Source organism: Mesorhizobium sp. M7A.F.Ca.CA.001.10.2.1 (assembly GCF_003998575.1).
Lineage (GTDB): Bacteria > Pseudomonadota > Alphaproteobacteria > Rhizobiales > Rhizobiaceae > Mesorhizobium.
Genome location: NZ_RZQY01000687.1, coordinates 1 through 3,169 on the forward strand (window position 1 = coordinate 1; position 3,169 = coordinate 3,169).

Genomic DNA, 3,169 nt, shown 5'->3' on the forward strand with positions numbered 1-3,169 from the left:
GGCCTATATATCTCAATATAATCAATGAAATAATCTACAGAGAAAGTTGCACCCCAGCGCTTCTTGCCGATCTGGAGAATTTGCTGTAGACCTCGCCTCAGGCCCAATTGGTCGAACCAGTTTGCGAAAAAAGGCTGGGAACGCCTTGGGGAGGAACCTTTGTGTCGCCTTTTGGCGATGCATGTCGCAGGCGAACCATAGAGACGATTTGGGAAGGACAGACCATGCATCTTTCGACGCACAACTGGATGCGCGCGGAACCCTTGGAGACGACGCTCAAGCGCATCAAGAAATTCGGCTATGAGTCGATCGAGATTTCCGGCGAGCCCGAGCAGTACAAGACCAAGGAGACCCGGGCGCTGCTGAAGGAGCATGGTATTCGCTGCTGGGGCGCGGTGACCCTGATGCTGGGCGAGCGCAACCTTGCCGCCAGGAACCAGGGCCAGCGCGAGCGTTCCGTTCAGTATGTCAAGGACGTGCTGACCATGGTCAGCGAACTCGATGGCGAGATCATCACGCTGGTTCCGGCCACCGTCGGCAAGGTGGTGCCTGACGGGACCGAAGAAGAGGAATGGAAGTGGGTCGTCGACGCCACCCGTGAATGCTTCACCCACGCCAAGAAGGTCGGCGTCAAGATCGCTGTCGAACCCCTCAACCGCTTCGAGACCTATCTGTTCAATCGCGGCGCCCAGGCACTGGCGCTGGCTGACGCGGTCAGCCCCGAATGCGGCGTGTGCCTCGACGCTTACCACATCCACATGGAAGAATTTAACGTCCATGACGCGATCCGGCAGGTCGGAAAGCGCCTGTTCGACTTCCACGTCGCCGACAACAACCGGTTTGCCGCCGGCCTCGGCCAGATCGACTGGCCGAAGATCGTCGCCACCTTGCGCGAGATCGGCTACGACGGCGCGCTGACCAATGAGTTCGTCGCGCCCGTCGACCGGACGCCGGCAGCCCCCTATCCCGACATGGTCGAGCGCAATCCGGTCGACATCTCGCCCGAGCAGCTGAAGTTCATCCAGGACCACGGCTCCAGCGTGCTCACCGAGAAATTCTACACCGACCAGATGCGCATCAACGCCGAAACGTTGCTGCCGCTGATCAAGTAGCCGACTGCCTCTGGGAAATTCGCCCTTCCGCCCTGACCGGCGGCGGGGCTGGGGAAGAATATGCGTATCAAGTCCGTCCAAGCCTGGTGGATCCGCGTTCCGATCGAAGCCGCTCGGCAGCACCGCAGCGACTTCGGTCAGGTGACGACCTTCGACGCCGCCATCCTGCGCATCGAAACCGATGACGGGCTGGTCGGCTGGGGCGAAGGCAAGAACGCCGCCGGCAGTGCCGGCAGCTACGGTGCACTCGTCCACATGCTGAACCATGAGGTCGGGCCTCAGCTGGTCGGCCGCGATCCGGCGGATATCGGCGTCATATGGGAGATGCTCTACAATGGCGTGCGCCACGACAGCGCCGCGCGCGGCGGCCACGCCATGCCGCAACTGGCGCGGCGCGGCATGAGCATCGCTGCCATCAGCGCCGTCGACATCGCGCTGTGGGACATTCTTGGCAAATCGCTTGGCGTTCCGGTCTGGCGGCTGCTGGGCGGCCGCAAGCTCGATCGCATGCCGGCTTACGCGTCCGGCGGCTGGGCGGCTGCCGACGCCATCGGCGAGCAGTTGAAATCCTACATCGCCAAGGGCGGTTTCAGGGCACTGAAGATGCGGGTTGGCGCCATGGATGGCGCGGCGCACATTTCGGCCGGCCGCGTGCGGGCCGCACGGCAGGCGCTCGGCCCCGATGTCGAACTGATGGTCGACGCGCACGGCACCTACACGGTGGCCGAGGCCAAGCGCTTCATCCACCTTGTCAACGATCTGGACCTCGCCTGGTTCGAGGAACCTATCATCGCCGACGACAAGCCCGGCATGGCTGAAGTGCGGGCGTCAGGTGCCGTCCCGATCGCCACCGGCGAAAGCGAGGCGACACGCTATGCCTTCCGCGATCTCGCGGTGCTGAAAGCCGCCGATATTTTCCAGCCGGATCCCGCCTTCTGCGGCGGTATCAGCGAGGCGATGAAGATCGGCACCATCGCCAGCGCCTTCAATCTGCGCTTTGCGCCGCATCTGTGGGCCGGCGCGCCCTGTTTTTTCGCAGGCTTGCATGTCTGCGCCGCCTCGCCGTCGAGTTTTACCGTCGAATATTCGCTCGGCGCCAACCCGATGATCCACGATCTGGTCGAAGAGACTGTCGAAGCCAGGGACGGCATGATAGCGATCCCGGAAAAACCGGGTCTGGGATTCACCATTTCGGAGCGATTCCTGGAGGCGCACGCGCAGCGCGGTTGACGATGAAAGAAAAGAACCTCCTCGCGGAACTCGCTGCCTACCTGTTCTCCCATTCGGACAAGGAGAGCGGCCGTACGCCTTCGGAACGCGAACTGGCGGAGCATTTCGCTGTCAGCCGCGGCCAGATCCGCGAGGCGCTGGCCATCCTTGAGGCCATGCGCATCGTTGAGCGCCGGGCCAAGTCCGGCATCTACATCGACACCAAGCAGGCCAGCGTGGAGGCCATGGCGCTCTTTGCCCGCGCGGGCCTGCCGCTCGACCCGATCCAGATCTACGAAACGGTCGAACTGCGCAAGATCCACGAGATCAAGGCGGCCGAACTTGCCTGTTCGCGCGCCACAGAGGAGAATTTCGAGCGGCTGCGCGAGATACTGAAAGCTTCGGAAGAGCGCATTGCCGCCGGCGAAGGGCTTGCCAGGGAAGACCGTGAATTCCACCTCGAGATCGTGCGCGCCACCAAGAACAGCGTCTTCCACAATGTCTGCAGCGTCTACTATATGATGGGCGAGCAGCGCCTGCCGATCTATTTCAACGACCCCGAGCGCAACGTGCGCTCGCATGCCGAGCATATCCAGATCTATGAGGCGCTGCTGCGCCGCGATGGCAATCTCGCCCAGGCGCTGATGAGCGCCCATTTGCAAGGGGCTGAGAGCTACTGGAAAGGCCTGATCGAGGGCCATGGCGAGGAACCTCAAAGCCCGGCGCTCGAAAAAGCTTGACCGACATGACCCGAATCCTCACCACCCACGCCCTGCACCCGCGCGCCTCGGCCATGCTGGCCGGCGCCGGAGAACTCGTCGTCGCCTCCGCCATCGATCCGGCCACGC

Annotated in this window: 3 protein-coding genes; all 3 read left to right on the forward strand. The window is 62.8% G+C overall.

The window, feature by feature from the left end; translation table 11 throughout:
• Nucleotides 1-224: 224 nt before the first annotated feature.
• From EN964_RS29975 to EN964_RS29985, 3 genes are read left to right on the forward strand one after another with little or no spacing between them, the layout of a single operon-like run.
• On the forward strand, nt 225-1,112 hold the full coding sequence (locus EN964_RS29975) for a sugar phosphate isomerase/epimerase (RefSeq protein ID WP_027037785.1): 888 nt from the start codon (nt 225-227) through the stop codon (nt 1,110-1,112).
• Between the two features lie 60 nt (nt 1,113-1,172).
• The gene (locus tag EN964_RS29980) at nt 1,173-2,342 is read left to right on the forward strand and encodes a mandelate racemase/muconate lactonizing enzyme family protein (RefSeq protein ID WP_127272205.1); all 1,170 of its coding nucleotides are present in this window, start codon (nt 1,173-1,175) and stop codon (nt 2,340-2,342) included.
• A 2-nt stretch (nt 2,343-2,344) separates the two neighbouring features.
• The gene (locus EN964_RS29985) at nt 2,345-3,061 is read left to right on the forward strand and encodes a FadR/GntR family transcriptional regulator (RefSeq protein ID WP_013529506.1); all 717 of its coding nucleotides are present in this window, start codon (nt 2,345-2,347) and stop codon (nt 3,059-3,061) included.
• Nucleotides 3,062-3,169 lie beyond the last annotated feature (108 nt).

What these genes read in the sequence shown, in the direction of transcription:
- EN964_RS29975 (WP_027037785.1), top strand. Translation starts at nt 225, where the DNA reads ATGCATCTTTCGACGCACAACTGGATGCGCGCGGAACCCTTGGAGACG.
- EN964_RS29980 (WP_127272205.1), top strand. Translation starts at nt 1,173, where the DNA reads ATGCGTATCAAGTCCGTCCAAGCCTGGTGGATCCGCGTTCCGATCGAA.
- EN964_RS29985 (WP_013529506.1), top strand. Translation starts at nt 2,345, where the DNA reads ATGAAAGAAAAGAACCTCCTCGCGGAACTCGCTGCCTACCTGTTCTCC.